The 13899-nt window shown below is 68.8% G+C and carries 13 protein-coding genes; 4 read left to right on the top strand and 9 right to left on the bottom strand.

Annotated elements, in window-relative coordinates; genetic code table 11:
- Positions 1-30 precede the first annotated feature (30 nt).
- The 9 genes from KXC43_RS53100 to KXC43_RS45970 form a co-directional block, all read right to left on the bottom strand.
- Complete coding sequence (locus KXC43_RS53100; protein WP_221382613.1) at positions 31-1938, bottom strand: 5'-methylthioadenosine/S-adenosylhomocysteine nucleosidase family protein; 1908 nt, start codon at positions 1936-1938, stop codon at positions 31-33.
- Positions 1939-1978: 40 nt separating this feature from the next.
- The gene (locus KXC43_RS46005) at positions 1979-3235 is read right to left on the bottom strand and encodes an iron-containing alcohol dehydrogenase (RefSeq protein WP_221382612.1); all 1257 of its coding nucleotides are present in this window, start codon (positions 3233-3235) and stop codon (positions 1979-1981) included.
- Between the two features lie 27 nt (positions 3236-3262).
- Entirely contained in the window at positions 3263-4723 is a 1461-nt protein-coding gene (locus KXC43_RS46000; protein WP_221382611.1) for an NAD-dependent succinate-semialdehyde dehydrogenase, read from the bottom strand.
- A gap of 5 nt (positions 4724-4728) precedes the next feature.
- Entirely contained in the window at positions 4729-5805 is a 1077-nt protein-coding gene (locus KXC43_RS45995; protein ID WP_221382610.1) for an ABC transporter ATP-binding protein, read from the bottom strand.
- Positions 5805-6872: an ABC transporter ATP-binding protein gene (locus KXC43_RS45990; protein WP_221382609.1), complete on the bottom strand. Its 1068-nt coding sequence runs from the start codon at positions 6870-6872 to the stop codon at positions 5805-5807. Before KXC43_RS45990 ends, KXC43_RS45995 begins: the two co-directional genes overlap by 1 nt.
- The gene (locus tag KXC43_RS45985; protein WP_221382608.1) at positions 6872-7783 is read right to left on the bottom strand and encodes a carbohydrate ABC transporter permease; all 912 of its coding nucleotides are present in this window, start codon (positions 7781-7783) and stop codon (positions 6872-6874) included. The genes KXC43_RS45990 and KXC43_RS45985 overlap by 1 nt, the downstream gene beginning before the upstream one ends.
- Positions 7783-8733 carry a carbohydrate ABC transporter permease gene (locus KXC43_RS45980; RefSeq protein WP_221382607.1) on the bottom strand — a complete coding sequence of 317 codons (951 nt, stop codon included), beginning with the start codon at positions 8731-8733 and terminating at the stop codon, positions 7783-7785. The genes KXC43_RS45985 and KXC43_RS45980 overlap by 1 nt, the downstream gene beginning before the upstream one ends.
- Positions 8730-10118: an extracellular solute-binding protein gene (locus KXC43_RS45975; RefSeq protein WP_308129567.1), complete on the bottom strand. Its 1389-nt coding sequence runs from the start codon at positions 10116-10118 to the stop codon at positions 8730-8732. The genes KXC43_RS45980 and KXC43_RS45975 overlap by 4 nt, the downstream gene beginning before the upstream one ends.
- A gap of 88 nt (positions 10119-10206) precedes the next feature.
- Positions 10207-10350, bottom strand: coding sequence for a hypothetical protein (locus tag KXC43_RS45970; protein WP_221382605.1), 144 nt, complete (start codon positions 10348-10350; stop codon positions 10207-10209).
- Between the two features lie 168 nt (positions 10351-10518).
- Here KXC43_RS45970 and KXC43_RS45965 point away from each other — a divergent pair, with 168 nt between their 5' ends.
- The 4 genes from KXC43_RS45965 to KXC43_RS45950 form a co-directional block, all read left to right on the top strand.
- Complete coding sequence (locus KXC43_RS45965) at positions 10519-11262, top strand: GntR family transcriptional regulator (protein ID WP_255645978.1); 744 nt, start codon at positions 10519-10521, stop codon at positions 11260-11262.
- 92 nt (positions 11263-11354) lie between these two features.
- The gene (locus tag KXC43_RS45960; RefSeq protein ID WP_221382603.1) at positions 11355-11915 is read left to right on the top strand and encodes a DJ-1/PfpI family protein; all 561 of its coding nucleotides are present in this window, start codon (positions 11355-11357) and stop codon (positions 11913-11915) included.
- Positions 11912-12724 carry an alpha/beta fold hydrolase gene (locus KXC43_RS45955; protein WP_221382602.1) on the top strand — a complete coding sequence of 271 codons (813 nt, stop codon included), beginning with the start codon at positions 11912-11914 and terminating at the stop codon, positions 12722-12724. The genes KXC43_RS45960 and KXC43_RS45955 overlap by 4 nt, the downstream gene beginning before the upstream one ends.
- Positions 12725-13189: 465 nt before the next feature.
- Positions 13190-13899 (top strand): RICIN domain-containing protein (locus KXC43_RS45950; protein ID WP_221382601.1); only part of this gene is annotated, 710 nt, incomplete at its 3' end.

Genomic DNA, 13899 nt, shown 5'->3' with positions numbered 1-13899 from the left:
CGGGGATCCCGGCGCACAAGGACGTCGCGGTCAACCGCGTGGGGGGACCGGCAGCGTACCGAAGGTGAGGGTGTGGACGATGAAGGCGGCGGCCGCCTCTGACGCCCGTCGCCTGGTTTCATCAGTCAGCTCGCCGGTGCCCCAGTCCGAGATGCCCTTGACCATGATCCAGCCGCTGCGGCGCCCGGCAGTGGCCACGTAGACCCCGGTCAGTTCCATCTCGCCGGCCGACGCCTCTGGGAATTCCCGGCGCAGTTCCGCGCGCAACGCTGCGCTGCGGACGAGGGTGCTGCCGGACAGCACCGTGCCGATGTGGACCGGTCGGCCGGTCCAGCCGTGTGTCGCCGCCATGAGCGCAAGCAGCAGCGGGGCGCTCGCCTGGACCCGCTCGCCGCGCCAGACAGTCCGTTCGCTGCCGTCCTCGTCGGTCACCTTCCGGTGATCGACGTTCTGCACGTATTCGGAGACGACCACATCGCCGAGTTCCTGGGTGCCGTTGTCGTGCTCGCGCGACCAGAGCCCGAAGCAGATGCCGGCCAGGATCACGTAGTCGGGCTGCACGACGGGAATGAGCCGTTCCGCGGTGAGCATCATCGCGGCTCGGGTCACGATGCCTTGTGTGGACTGCGCGAGGAGCACCTCAGTGCCTTGATCACCGAGCCGGCCGAGGCGGAAGACCGGGTAACCGCCCAGCGTGTCGGGCTCGGCCAGCCGGCCGTTGGTGGCGGTGACCGCGCTGATGACCGCGTCTCGCTCGGTGTCCAGCACCGTCAGGACGAGGACGCGGAGGCGCCGGTTGATCGTCGTGTTCAAGTGGGCGTACGTCCTCTCCTGTCGTTTCTTGAACGTGCTCGCCTGCCGCCAGCCCGCGACGACGAGGCAGAGCACGACCACCAGGCCGAGCGGCAGCATCAGCCAGCCGAAGATCCGCGCCTGCGTGGTCGCCGGGGTCAAGCCGGCATCATCGAGGACCATGCGATTGATCAGCCAGGTCGTGGCGTCGATCCAGGTTGCCGGTCGGCCGGCGCAGTTCCCGGCCGCGGCGCACGCGGCGGCCTCGGCGTCCGCGGTGAGCAGGCCGACCACCGCGACGGCGAGCGACGTGCCGATCAGCAGCACCGGAATGAAGCTGATGGGCCGGTGTGCCCCCGGATCAGGTGGCACGAACCCGCCACCGTCGAGCACGACGTGCACGCCGGGCCGGTCGGGGCCCGAACCGGTCGCCGATGGTGCGGCCGAGACAGCCCGCCGGGCCTCCACGGTCGTGATCCCGCGCTCCAGGCACATCAGGGCGTGGGTGCCCTCCGCCACGTCCGGCCGGATGTTGTCCCTCGTCAGCTCCTGCGACCGGTCGAGGGCGGCCCGCAGCAGTCGATCGGCCTTCGCCGGGTCGGTCAGGTGGACCAGGACGACAGTCCAGTGCAGGCCGCGGGCGCTGTCGTCCGACGTGCCCCGCATCCGCTTGACGGAACGAAGGATGAGCCCGAGGGTCATCTGCGCCACGATGTACAGCAGCGCGATGCAGACGAGCAGGAGCGCGAGGAGCGTGCCCACCTGCGGAACGAACGACGTCGGCACGCTGAGGGCCAGCAGCAGGAACGGTGGGACGCCGAACACCAGGTGATCCCACCAGCGGTCCAGGCGTCCGGTCCAGGTGCGCCCAGCATCGCTGCTCGCCCACTCCGCGCCCCGGGCGATCGGCGGTTCGAGCAGGGCGAACTCGTCGGCCGACCGCCAGACCAGGCGACCGTCGCGCGCGGCCCCGTACAGCAACAGGCCGAGCGGTGGACGGGACCGGTGGATGCCGACGCCGGGCGGGCGCACCGCATCCCTGACCTGCGGCCAGCACGGTGTCGCGCGCACCGCACGGGCTGTTTCCCGGCAAGCGTTCAGGTCGGGTGCGAAGGACTGGTCGTGCGGGGTGGGGGAGGCCGACACCCGACCATCGTGCCTCACGTGGTCCACCGCGGCCGTTCGTTCACTGGGTGAAGGGGCGGTCGCTGTTTCTGCTCGGGGTCAGGACGTGTCGGAATCGGTCCCCGGTCCAGGCCGCTTCGAGGATCGCGGTCAGGCTGGCGGTGTCGGTGGGGCCCGGATGGTTCTGGATGAGGCGGGTGACGCCACCGGCCATCTCCGCGAAGCGCGGAAGGTCGGCGCGGGCCACGCCGATGTCCGCCAAGGTGGGTGGGATGCCGATGTCGGCCAGGAGTTGGTCGAGCCAGGTGAGGAAGCTGTCTGCGGCCTCGGCGTCGGAGGCGTCGGTCACGTCGAGCCCGCACACCCGGGCGAGGACGGCCAAGCGGTTGCTGATGGCATCCCTGGCCGCGTCCAGCGCGTAGGGCAGTAGCAGCCCGACGCCCAGACCGTGTGGCGTGTGCGTGGCCGCGCCGATGGGGTACTGGAGGGCGTGCGGGGCCGCGTTGCCCGCGTGGGAGAAGGCGAGCCCGGCGAGCATGGACCCATAGGACATGTCCGCGCGGGCGTCCGTGTCGCTTCCGTCGCTGACTGCGCGGCGCAGGCTACGGGCGATCCGCTCCGCGGCCAGGAGCGCGTGGTGGTCGGTGATCGAGTTGCGGCCGAGGAAGACCTGCTCCACCGGGTCGCGTGGTCCGTGGGGCCGGGGTCGCGCGGTGTAGCTCTCCACCGCGTGACAGAACGCGTCGATGCCGGAGTGGGCCGTGACGGTGGCGGGGCAGCTGTAGGTGAGTTCGGGGTCGACGATGGCGAAGTCGGGCACGATGTGGACGCTGGAGACTCCCACCTTCAGTTCGCGGTCCGGGTCGGTCAGCACCGAGACCGGTGTGAGCTCGGAGCCGGTGCCTGACGTCGTCGGGACCGCGATGAGCGGAATCGTCGGCCCCGGCACCTTCGACTCGCCGTAGTAGTCGCGCGGCGTCCCGCCGTGGCGCCGGATGACGCCGACGATCTTGGCGAGGTCGATCACCGTGCCGCCCCCGATGGCGAGGATCACGTCGGCGTCCACCTCGGCAGCGGCCGCGACGGCCAGGGCGACGTCGGCGAGTGGCACGTCCGGAGTCCCGTCGGAGAAGACCTCGAGGGCATCGACCTTTTCCCGTACGGCGGCCACGATCCCGGCCACGGCCGGCTGCCCCAGAAGGACGTGGTCGGTCACGACGAGGACTCGCGAGCCGAGCTCGGCCACTACCCGGGGGATGTTCTGCGCGACCCCTTCACCCATGATCAGCTGGCGTGGTCCGCGGACGGTCTCAAGCATGTCAGTGCCTCCCTGGAACGTCGGCGGTCACGGTAGGTCGATCGCGGCGTACGTGAGGTCGAGGTACTCCTGGATGCCTTCGTGCGACCCCTCCTTGCCGATCCCGGACTGCTTCACGCCTCCGAACGGAGCTGACGGGTCCGAGATCAGGCCGCGGTTGACGCCGAGCATCCCGGTATCCAGCCCCTCGGTGAACCGGAGCGCCCGCTGGAGGTCCCGGGTGAAGACGTAGCCGACCAGTCCGTACTCGGTGTCGTTGGCCTTCGCCATTACCTCGTCGTCGGACGTGAACGAGATGATCGGCGCCACCGGGCCGAAGATCTCCGCCTCGAGCATCAGCGCATCGCCGGGCATGTCGACGAGGACCGTGGGCGGGTAGAAGTGGCCCGGCCCGTCCGGACGTTCGCCGCCCACCAGGACCCGGGCGCCGCGATCGACCGCGTCGGCGACGAGCTCGTCGATCCTGGTGACCGAGGCCTCGTCGATCAACGCCCCGACGTCCACGCCGTCGTCGAGACCATGGCCCACCGAGAGCGCGCCCATCCGCTCGGCGAAGCGCGCCGTGAACTCCTCAAAAACCGGCTCCTCGACGTAGATCCGGTTGGCCGCGATGCACGATTCCCCGATGTTGCGCATCTTGGCCACCATCGCACCGTCGAGCGCGACGTCCAGGTCGGCGTCGGCACACACGATCAGGGCCGCGTTGCCGCCCAGTTCCATGGACGTGCGGAGCACGTTGTCCGCAGCCTGCCGGAGCAGCACACGCCCGACCTCGGTCGACCCGGTGAATGACAGCTTGCGGGTCCGGCGGTCGGCCAGCAGCGCCGAGACCACCTCGCCGGAACGTCTGGTGGTCACCACGTTGACGACGCCCGCGGGAACGCCGGCCTCCTCCATGATGCGGGCCAGCAGCAGCATGGTCAGTGGCGTCTGGCCGGCCGGCTTGGTGATCGTCGTGCAGCCCGCGGCCAGTGCAGGAGCGATCTTGCGGGCGCCCATGGCCAACGGAAAGTTCCAGGGCGTCACGAAGACGCACGGTCCGACCGGCTTCGGCACGGTGAGGATGCGATATCCGCCGGCGGGAGCAGTGTTGTAGCGCCCCTCGACGCGCACCGCCTCCTCGGCGAACCAACGGAAGAACTCGGCGCCGTACGCCACCTCGGCCCGAGCCTCGGCGAGCGGCTTGCCCATCTCGAGCGTTATCAGCCGGGCGACCTCCTCGGATCGCTCGGTGAGAGCCCGGTACGTCGCGGTCAGCAACTCCGACCGTTTCCGCGGCGGGGTCGCTGCCCACTCCGCCATGGCCTTGGCCGCCGCGTCCAGGGCGGCCAGCCCGTCACCGACGCCGGCGTCCGCCACCTCGGCGATGGTCTTGCCGGTGGCCGGGTCCTCGACGGCAAAGGTGGCTCCGCCGGCGGCGTCGCGCCAGGCGTCGCCGACCCGCAGCCGCCGGTGCTCGGGGGCCAGGGCGTTCATCGGGTCACTCATCGCGGTCACCGCCCGGCCCGGGACAGCGACAGCCCGGTGCCCGCGTCGAACAGGTGCGCACGGTCCAGGTCGACCGTGACCTGGAGCCGCTCGCCCTGCGTGCCGGTGACGGTGGGTCGCGCCTTGACCTTGAGGATCTCCGTTCCGACGCGGACGTCGACGACCGTCCGGTCACCGAGCGGCTCAAGTCCGTAGAGCTCGCCGGGCAACGCCGCGTCCCCACGCTGCTCGACGGACAGGTCTTCCGCGCGCAGGCCCAGCAGCAGCGCGCGACCGTCCTCAGCCGTGGTCCAGCGGGGCCGGGGCAGCGTCCAGCCTTCCGCACCGACCAGACGATCGCCCTCGGCACGGCAGGCGAGCAGGCTGATCGGCGGGCTCCCGACGAATCCGGCGACCCACCGGTTGGCCGGCCGCTCGTACACCTCGGTCGGTGTTCCGACCTGTTGCACCTTCCCCTCCTTGAGGACCGCGACCTGATCGGCCATGGACAGGGCCTCGACCTGGTCGTTGGTCACATAGAGGAAGGTGGCGCCGAGGCTGCGGTGGATGCGGGTGAGCTCGGTGCGCATCTCGACGCGCAGCTTGAGGTCGAGGTTGGTCAGCGGCTCGTCCATGAGGAATGCGCGCGGGCTCCGAACCAGGGCCCGGGCCAGGGCGACGCGCTGCATCTCACCGCCCGACAGCTGCGCGGGGCGACGCTGCAGCAGACGTTCGATGTGCAGCAGGCTCGACATCCGGTCGACGGCAGCGGCGATCTCGCTCGAGGAACACCGGCGTGCCCGCAGCGGCGAGGCGATGTTCTCGTACGCCGTGCGCCGCGGGTAGAGGGCGTAGTTCTGGAAGACCATGGCCAGGTCGCGTGCGGCCGGGGTGTCACCGGTCGCGTCCCTCCCGTCCAGATGGACCGACCCGGCGTCGAGCTTCTCCAGGCCGGCGATCGCTCGCAGGGTCGTCGTCTTGCCTGCCCCGGAGGGTCCGAGCACGACGAAGAACGAGCCGTCCGGCACGTCCAGCGTCACCCCGTCCAGGGCCTGAACCTTGTCGAAGGACTTGCGCAGCCCGTGCGCTGCCACGGTTCCCATCAGGCCACCAGCTCTTCCGTGCTCACGTCGTAGACCGCCGGGGTCCCGCCGGTGTGCCGCAGCCCGACCGGTGCGTCAGTGGCGAAACGGACGGTCGGCGCCATCCGGACCCGCGATTCGCGCCGGCCGCCGTGGTCGACCACGTAGATGATTTCGTCGCCCAGCCACTCCGCCGAGACCACGCGGGCCGGGACCGAACGTTCCGCACCGGCTTCGGTGACTTCCAGCGCCTCCGGCCGGACGCCGGCGACCAGGCGACGGTCGCGCGGCAGGCCCGGCGGTGGCGTGAGGACCAGTCCGCCCTCACTGCGCAGCTTCCCGTCGGCCACCTCCACGTCGATCAGGTTCATCGGCGGGGAGCCGATGAACGCGGCGCAGAAGAGACTCGCCGGACGGTCGTAGACCTCCAGCGGCGTGCCGATCTGCTCGACGCGGCCCTTGTTGAGGATGGCGATCCGGTGGCCCAGCGACATCGCCTCGACCTGGTCATGGGTGACGTAGACCATCGTCGTCCCCAGTTCCCCCTGCAGGTGCTTGATCTCCGTACGCATGTCCGCCCTCAGCTCGGCGTCCAGGTTGGTGAGAGGTTCGTCCATGAGGAAGGCGCGCGGTCGTCGCACCAGGGCGCGGGCGAGCGCGACGCGTTGCTGTTCCCCGCCGGACAGCCGGCTCGGTCGCCGGTTCAGCAGCGGTTCGAGCCGCATCAGCCGGGCGGCCTCTTCGACCCGTTCACGTACCTCCGCCTTGGGCAGTCCCTCGGCCCGCAGCGGGAAGGCGAGGTTGTCGCGGGTCCTCAGATGCGGGTAGAGGGCGTAGAACTGGAACACCATGGCGATGTCGCGCTCGGCCGGCGGCAGGTCGTTGACCAGCGTGTCGCCGATGCGGATGTCGCCCGTCGTCTGCCGCTCCAGGCCGGCTATGGCCCGCAGCGTGGTCGTCTTGCCGCAACCCGAAGGGCCGAGCATCACGAACAGCTCACCATCGTGAATGGACAGATCCACCTGATCGACCGCGACCGTGCCGTCCGGGTAGTGCTTGTGCAGGGCGGTCACCTCGATGCCGGCCATCAGCGTCGCACCGCCCCGAGCGTCACACCGGCGACGAGGTGCTTGCGTACCAGGTACGCGAAAATGAGTACCGGTAGGGCGAACACCACGGAGGCGGCCGCCACGAGACCCCAGTCCACTGTGGTGCCGCCGATGAGGCCGGCAATGGCGGGTGGGGCCGTCCGCACGTCGTCGCTGGAGGTGAGGAAGATGGCGAACACGAACTCGTTCCACGAGAAGATGAGGGCGAAGACCGCCGTCGCGGCGATGCCGGGCACCAGCAGGGGGAGGGTGAACTTCCAGAAGGCCTGCAAGCGGGTGTAGCCGTCGAGCATGGCAGCGTCCTCGTACTCGGGGGGCACCTCGTCGACGAACCCCTTCATCATCCAGATCGTGAACGGGACGTTGAACGCGGCGTAGATGAGGATCAGGCCGAGCTTGCTGTCGATGAGCCCGACCTGGCGGTACATGAGGAAGATCGGGATCACGACCACCACCGGCGGCATGAAGCGGGTGGACAGGATGAAGAACAGCTGGTCCTTCTTGGCCTTCACGGAGAAGCGTGAGTAGGCCCAGGCCGCCGGGACCCCCAGCACGGTGGCCAGCAGCGTGGAGACGCCGGCGACCACGACGGAGTTGAGGAACGAGACGGACACGGCCGAGCGGCCGCCGCCGGGGGCGACGAACACGTCCCTGAAGTGGTCCAGGGTGACCGTGAAGTCGAAGAACTTGGCCGGGATGGCATAGACGTCGCGGTTCTCCTTGATGGACGTCTCCAGCATCCACAGCGCCGGAAAGAGCATCACGGCGGCCAGCACGACCAGCAACGCGAGCTCCAGCACGGAGCGGCCCCGGCCACCGCGGCGGGGCGCGGGGGCGGTGTGATCCCGGACCGGACCGGGGGACACGGCCTCGTCGATGGAGACGGCCATCAGTCCTCCTTGAGCTTGTTCAGGTAGCGCAGGTAGAGCTGCGTGAGGACGATGACCACGAGGACCATGAGAATCCCGTACGCCGAGGCGGTTCCGGTGTTGAAGCCCAGGAACGCGACCTTGTAGACGTGGAACGACAACGTCTCGGTGGAGACTCCCGGCCCTCCGTTGGTGAGGATGTAGACGAGGTCGAACAGCCGGAAGGCCTCGATGGCCCGGAACAGCACGGCGATGAGAAGCAGCGGCCACACCAGCGGAAGAGTGATGGTGCGGAACCGGAACCACTCGGACGCCCGGTCGATCGAGGCGGCCTCGTACAGGTATTTGGGAACCGCGGTCAGGCCGGCCAGCGCGATGAGCATGATGAACGGCGTCCATTGCCAGGTGTCGACCACGATCAGGGAGATCAGTGCCGTTCGCTGCTGGGTGAGCCATTCCACCTGCCCCAGCCCGATCGAGCCCAGCATGCTGTTGATCACGCCGAACTGCGCGTCCAGCATGAAGCGCCAGAACAGCCCGACCACGACCGGCGACAGCATCATCGGCACCAGGAACAGAGTGGTCAGCAGTCCTCGCCCATGCGTGCGCCGGGAGATCAGGTACGCGATGGTGAAGCCGAGCACGGTCTGCAGAGTGACCGCGCCGACCACGTAGATCAACGTCGTCAAGGCCCTCGTGTGCACCTGCGCCGACGTCAGGATGGCCGTGTAGTTCTCGAACCACACGAAATGAGCGGGCCCCCCGCGGGTGGCCGAGTAGTCGGTGAAAGACAGGTACAGCGCCCAGAGCAACGGGAACACCGACATGGCGAGCAACAACAGCAACGCGGGAGCGATGAAGGCCACGGCGAGCCGGCGGTCGCTCAACCAGCGGGACCGACCCGGGGCAGGCGGCGTCGGCGTCGCCACCTGCCCCGGGCGGTCGGTCGTCAGCGAGACGGGATCGCTCACAGTCCGCCGCCGCCCTTGCGGCCGCTGGAGTCGAGCACGCTCTGCTGTTCCTTGGCGATGTCGTCGAGTGCCTCCTTCGGCTTCTTCGCGCCGTTGAGAGCTGCGTTCACGTTGGTGTTCTCGATGTCGACGAGGCGCGCGTACTCGGGCACGTTCCACATGTCCCGCATCCGCGGGACCGAGTCGGCGTACACCTTGTTGAACGGCCCGGCGTTGAGGAACTCGGACGACTCCAGGGCGTCCGTGCGCGACGGCACGCCGCCGGCGGCGGCCCACTTCTTCTGGATGTCAGGCTGCTCGAACCACTTCATGAAATTCAGTGCCTCGGCCTGGTTCGCCGCGGAAGAGTAGGCCGACACGTGCATGCCCATGCCGCCGAGAGGCACCAGGTTCGTCTTCTGGGCCGGCAGGGTGGCGAAGCCCAGCTTGTCGAGAATCTGCTCCCGCGTCTTGCCGAGCGTCGACTCCTTCGGGTCGAGCAGGCCGCCGCTGGCGGCGATCCAGTTGAACGCGATGCAGGCCTTGCCCTGGGCGACCGCCGCGTTCACCTCGTCGATGAACCAGTTGCCGGAGCCCTTGGCGGTCAGCGGCTTCATCTTGTTGACCAGGACGTCCATCGCCTCCTGGCCCGCGGCGTCGTTGACGACGCCATCGATCTTGCGCGTCTTGGCGTCCCACAGGTTGCCGCCGTAGACGCCGTTGACCGTGTTGTAGGTGACGGCCGCGGCGTCGGAGCCGTTGGCCTGGTGGAAAGCCAGCCCGCTGACGCCCGGGTTGTCCGCCTGGCACTTCGCGGCGGCTGAGATCATCTCGTCCCAGGTCTGCGGCGGCTTGTCGCCGATCAGGTCCTTGCGGTAGATCATCGTCCAGGTGTCGCCGAGCAGCGGCAGTCCGTACAGGCTGGCGTTCTCGTCGCGCTTGCCGGTCTCCGCCTGGGGGTATTGGCCGTAGGCCGCCAGGAGATACGGGTTGTAGGCCTTGACGTCGATGTTCTGTTTCACGAAGTCGGTGAGGTCGAGGATGTTGCCGTTCGTCACGGCCTCGCCGATGTGTTGGGAGTCCAGGATCGCGACGTCGAAGTCGGTCTTGCGCGCGGCGAACTGGGTGAACATCGCGTCGTGCCAGTTCGCGTTCGGCACGGTGTTGACCTTGATGGTCGCGTTCGGCCGCTGTTTCTTGTACTCCTCGTTCGCGAAGGCCTCCAGGGCTTTGGCGGGGGGCCACTCGAACCAGATGAAGCTGAGCGTCAGCGGGTCCTTGGTGAGCTCCGGGATGGTCGCCGGCGCCTTGGGAGCGCTCGCCTTCGCGTCGTCGTCCTGGCCGTCGCCGCCGCACGCCGCCACGGTCGTGGCCAGCAGCAACATGGCCGCCGTGGCCAGCTGCACCTTTCGGCCGGCAACGGATATTCGTCCTGTTCGCTTCGGATGCCGCATCTTTCTGCCTGCTTTCCGGGTGGGGACTTCCAGGGCCTCGCTACGTGTGTTTCGCCGAGCAGTTGCTGGGTTGTCCGGGCGTGGTGCCCGGCTGTCGCAGGAGCCGGTGTGACGAGTACGCCGCGTTGTGCCGGGTCTTGATGCGGCCGGTTGCCGAACCGGGCAGGACGTCGAGCATGCTCATGGGAACGTCAGTGATCGACGTTGAGCGACGGAAGGCGGTTCCGCGATGTGCCGGATGGCGATCATCCGGCGAATTTCCTATACGATCCGGCGTGGGCGTCAGCATGCCGCAGCGTTGTGATCGATGTCAACGGGCTCGCGAAGACGCAGGAAAGGACTTCAGGTCACGATGGACGACGGAGCGATGATCGCGCGGGGCCGCAGGTCCGTGACGGGTGCGGCGCCGCCGGGAAGATCCGGCGGCCGGCTGGCCGACGAGGTGTACGACACCCTGCTCGGGCAGCTGATGTCGCTACGGATCGAGCCCGACTCCCGCGTCACGATCGACGTCCTGGCGCGGGAGCTGGGGGTCTCGCAGACGCCGATCCGGGACGCTCTGAACCGCATGGAGGCCGAGGGCCTGGTCGTGCGTGTGCCCCACGCCGGCTACCGCATTCCTCCGCAGATCACCCGTCACCGCTTCGAGGACATGCTCGAGGTCCGGCTGCTCCTCGAGCCGGCCGCGGCGCGCAGATCCGCCGAACGCGCATCGCTGGAGCAGGTGGCCGGTCTGCGGCGAATGCTCGAGGAGATGGCGGAGTTGGAGGGGGGCAGCGGGCCCACGGCCTATGGCGCCTTCGGGCTGCGCGACGCCGCTTTCCACGATCTCGTCGCCCTGAGCGCGGAGAACCAGGTCATCCGGGAAACGCTCGCCCGCCTGCACAGTCACGTGCACCTCTTCCGGCTTCACCGCGACACCCAGGTCACGCACCTGGCCATGGCCGAGCACGAGGAAGTTGTGGCCGCGATCGCCGCGCGGGATCCCGATGCCGCCGCCTACGCGATGCGCCGGCACATCCTGCGGTCCGGCGACCGTTTCCGGCGATTGTTCGACGAGGCCAAGGACGAGGAAGCAATGGCGGCGGACGCTTGACGGGCGGCCTGGGCCGAGCAATGCTGACTCATCGGATCGGATCGGATCCGATTTGATCCAGATCACTCGCCCCCACGTGTAAGGAGAAGCAGGTGCCCAGAGCGCTGCTCCTGACCGGCGACGCCGCCGAGGAGCTCGACACCATGTATCCCTACTATCGCGTGCAGGAGGGCGGCTGGGACGTTGACGTCTCGTCACGGACGATGCGTGACGTGCAACTGGTCATCCACGAGTTCGACCCCAACTCCGACGCCTACGTGGAGAAGAACGGCCGGAAGCTGCCGGTCGACGTGCCCTGGGCCGAGGTCGACGTCGAGCGCTATGACGCCCTCATCATCCCCGGGGGACGCGCCCCCGAGTGGATCCGGGTCGACGCCGACGTCAGGCGCATCACCGAGCACTTCTTCGCGCGCAACCTCCCGATCGCGCTGGTGTGCCACGGCGCGCAGGTGCCGGCGGTGTACGGCCTGCTGAAGGGTCGCAAGACAGCATGCTTCCCGCCGATCACCGGTGACATGGAGAACGCGGGCGCGACGGTCATCGACGCGCCCGACGTCGTGGACGGCAACCTCGTCTCGTGCCGGGGCTGGCCCGACATGCCGCAATTCGGCCGGGCCATGATGGAGGTCTTTTCCAAGTCCGTCAGCCAGTGACGGCACTTCGGACCGTCACGGTCGACGGTTCGCCCGTCCACATCATGGAAAGCGGCACCGGACCCGCGGTGCTGATGCTGCACGGCTCCGGACCCGGCACGACCGGGTCCGGCGCCTGGGCAGCGACGGTGCAGGCGCTGGGCCCGACCTGGCGCTGGGTAGCTCCTGACCAGGCGGGATTCGGCAGTACACCCGTTCCGGCGGGCTCCCGGGGTGGGCTCCAGCTGTGGACGGGTCAGGCCGCGGGCCTGATGGATGCTCTCGGTGTCGAGCGCTACGCCGTGGTGGGTCATTCCATGGGCGGCGCCGTGGCGCTGGCGTTGGCGGCCGTGCGCCCCCAGCAGATCACCCGGGTCGTGGCGGTCTCGACGATGGGCGCCCCCGGCGCGCCGCTGTCCGCCGATCTCGACGCGGTCTGGGCCGCTCCCGCCGGCCCGCTCGGGGCGCGAGACATGCTGAGTCGCCTCGTCCTCGACCAGGCGCTCGTGACCGATTCGGCCGTCGATGCCCGTGCGGCCGCGATGCGAGCAGGGGCGGGCGCATTCGCGTCGTTGTTCCCCCCGCCCAGGGCACGGTGGGCCGACGAGCTCACCCTCTCGGCGCCGACGCTGGCCGCGGTTCGCGCGCCCGTGCTGCTCGTTCACGGCGCTGAGGACAGGCTGACCCCGCTGGGGACGGCTGCCCTGCCCCTGCTCGAACACCTCGCCGATGTCCGTCTGCACGTGCTCGGCCGATGCGGGCACGTGCCGGCGATCGAGCATCCGCACGAGTTCAGGCAACTCCTGTCGAGTTTCCTCGGCCCAGTTTGAGGTCACCGGACGGCTCCCCGCCGGGCCGGTCTGCCGGCATTGCCTAAACAATTCTCGGCACGTCCGGCGGCTATTCGAATGGGCCGCAGTTGGCCGCGGTCATGGTGTGCGCCGAATGGCCGTCGACCTTTTCGTTGGTCGCCATCCGTGTAAATCGACAGACAAGACTCCCGAGAATGGCACCGAAAAAGTGTTACGACCTGGATCGGTGGCGGCTCGGTCCTCGGTGGTGGCACCCGGTGGCGGTGGGGCCACGGAATCCGAATACAGTGCTTCCACCAGGTAGAACGACGGTCCAGGGAACTTCGGTGGCCGGTGCCCTTGAGCCTACTGAAACACTCTGGCAACATTGCCATCCTTGGATGTCTGATGTCCGCACCTCCTGATCGCTCAGTCCGCGGGAATTAGTCATCGGCGAGATGTGAACGTTAACCTTTACCGGAATGCAACGGCCAGGAGCGGCGAATGTACGCATGCGGCACACCTCTCAAAAGGCGTTGGCGGCGCGGGTATCTCGCGATTACCGCCGTGCTGGCACTGCTGGCCGGCACAGCGGTCACGGTTGTCGCCGCCCCGGCCGCTTCGGCTGCGACCATCGACACCAGCGCGTCGTACGTGCTGGTGAATCGCAACAGCGGCAAGGCCATCGACGTGTACAACCTGGCCACCACCGACGGGGCCCGGATCACCCAGTGGGCCCGTAACGACGGGAGCCAGCAGCAGTGGCAGTTCGTCGACTCCGGGGGTGGCTTCTACCGGCTGAAGTCGCGGTTGTCGGGCAAGGTGCTGGACGTCTCGGGCGCCTCGACGGCGGACGGCGGCGCGATCGTGCAGTGGTCGGACAACAACGCCGCCAATCAGCAGTTCAGCGTGCAGGACATCGACGGTTACATCCAGTTGATCAACCGGAACAGCGGCAAGGCCGTCGAGGTGCAGGGCGCCTCCACGGCCGACGGCGGCAACATCGTGCAGTACGCCGACTGGAACGGGACCAACCAGCAGTGGCAACTGGTCCGCGTCGGTGGCACCACCCCCACGACGCCGCCGCCGACCGGGACCTTCACCAATCCGGTGGTGTGGCAGGACTTCGCCGACGGCGACATCATCCGGGTCGGGGACGCCTACTACTACTCGGCGTCGACCATGCACTACTCGCCCGGCGCGCCCATCCTGCG

The organism is Paractinoplanes polyasparticus, assembly GCF_019710575.1.
GTDB classification, from domain to species: Bacteria; Actinomycetota; Actinomycetes; order Mycobacteriales; family Micromonosporaceae; genus Actinoplanes; species Actinoplanes polyasparticus.
This window is presented reverse-complemented; position numbering and strand designations above follow the sequence as displayed.

Excerpts from the sequence above, each read along its gene's own strand:
- KXC43_RS46005 (WP_221382612.1), bottom strand. The coding sequence starts at position 3,235 with ATGCTTGAGACCGTCCGCGGACCACGCCAGCTGATCATGGGTGAAGGG.
- KXC43_RS46000 (WP_221382611.1), bottom strand. The coding sequence starts at position 4,723 with ATGAGTGACCCGATGAACGCCCTGGCCCCCGAGCACCGGCGGCTGCGG.
- KXC43_RS45995 (WP_221382610.1), bottom strand. The coding sequence starts at position 5,805 with ATGGGAACCGTGGCAGCGCACGGGCTGCGCAAGTCCTTCGACAAGGTT.
- KXC43_RS45990 (WP_221382609.1), bottom strand. The coding sequence starts at position 6,872 with ATGGCCGGCATCGAGGTGACCGCCCTGCACAAGCACTACCCGGACGGC.
- KXC43_RS45985 (WP_221382608.1), bottom strand. The coding sequence starts at position 7,783 with ATGGCCGTCTCCATCGACGAGGCCGTGTCCCCCGGTCCGGTCCGGGAT.
- KXC43_RS45970 (WP_221382605.1), bottom strand. The coding sequence starts at position 10,350 with ATGAGCATGCTCGACGTCCTGCCCGGTTCGGCAACCGGCCGCATCAAG.
- KXC43_RS45965 (WP_255645978.1), top strand. The coding sequence starts at position 10,519 with ATGGACGACGGAGCGATGATCGCGCGGGGCCGCAGGTCCGTGACGGGT.